Source organism: Micromonospora sp. NPDC047707, from assembly GCF_040704235.1.
Taxonomy (GTDB): Bacteria; Actinomycetota; Actinomycetes; order Mycobacteriales; family Micromonosporaceae; genus Micromonospora.
The window spans coordinates 1-1368 of sequence record NZ_JBEYSU010000150.1 but is presented as its reverse complement, the minus strand read 5'-3'; the positions used below and the strand labels follow the sequence as shown (position 1 = coordinate 1368).

The following is a 1368-nucleotide window of genomic DNA, read 5'->3' as shown; positions in this document are numbered from 1 at the left end:
TGCTACCGGGCGATGGACTGGCTCCACGATGTACGCGAACGGCTGGAGATCGGGGTGTTCGGCCAGGTGGCGAACCTGCTCAACCTCGAGGTCGACCTGCTGTTCTTCGACACCACCTCCACCTACTTCGAGCTGGCCGACCCCGATACCCCTGTGGGCCGCGACGAACGCGGCCACCGCCTACCCACCGACAGCGACAGCGCCGAGGGCGCGGGTGATGAGGACGGCGAGGAGAACAGGGCCGGGTTCCGGACCTACGGCAAGTCGAAGGACTCCCGCGACGACCTACCGCAGATCGTCATCGGGATGGCAGTCACCCGCGACGGGATCCCGGTCCGCGTGTGGTGCTGGCCCGGGAACACCGCCGACTCCACGCTGATCCGCCAAGTCAAGGACGACATGCGGGACTGGACCCTGTCGAAGATCGTGTGGGTCGCGGACCGAGGCTTCTCCTCCGAACGCAACCGCCGCTACCTACGCCAGGGCGACCACTCCTACATCATCGGCGAGAAGCTGCGCTCGGACTCCCCGGAGATCAAGGCCGCCCTGTCCAGGCAAGGACGCTACACCGACATCTCCGAGAACATACGGGTCAAGGAAGTCAAGGTGTCGCAGACCGAACGGTTCGTCATCTGCCACAACCCCGACGCCGCGACACGCGATGCCCACATCCGCGACCAGCTCGTCGCCCAACTCGACGAGCTGATCGCCGGGTCGGACACGCTGCCGGTCATGAAACGCGGCGAGCTCCGCGGCCGGATCTCCACCAAGCCCGGCCTGAACCGGTACCTGCGCGTCACCCCCGGCGGGCTGCTGCGTGTCGACAAAGCCAAGTGCAAAACCGAAGCCAACCTCGACGGCAAGTACCTGCTGCGCTGCTCAGACCCCCACCTCACCGCCGCCGACATCGCCCTGGGCTACAAGCAGCTCCTCGAAGTCGAACGCGGCTGGCGCGACATGAAGCAGATCCTGGACCTGCGCCCCGTCTACCACCGGCTCGAAGAACGCATCCGCGCCCACGTCGTGCTGTGCTGGCTCGCCCTACTCCTCATCCGCATCGCCGAGACCACCACCGGCGACACCTGGCACAACATCCGCCGCCACCTCGACCGGCTCCACGCCGGCACCTTCACCGGCCCCAACGGCCTGTTCCGCCAGCGCACCGAGCTGTCCAAGCCCCAACGCGACCTACTCGCCAAGCTCGACATCCCCGCCCCGAAGCAGATCATCGAACTCACCCCCACGAGCCGCTGACCAGCAGCGACACCACCGCCTAGAGACACGCCCAACAGGCACGCATCCACGCGTTCTCCCACGTCAAACCCTAGATCGTGGCCTCTAGACCACCTGAATTACGCGGAACGCGGG

The 1368-nt window shown here is 66.4% G+C and carries 1 protein-coding gene; it reads left to right on the top strand.

What is annotated here, in order from left to right:
* A partial coding sequence (locus tag AB0873_RS32540; RefSeq protein ID WP_366604637.1) for a transposase occupies window positions 1-1254 on the top strand: 1254 nt, incomplete at its 5' end.
* Window positions 1255-1368 lie beyond the last annotated feature (114 nt).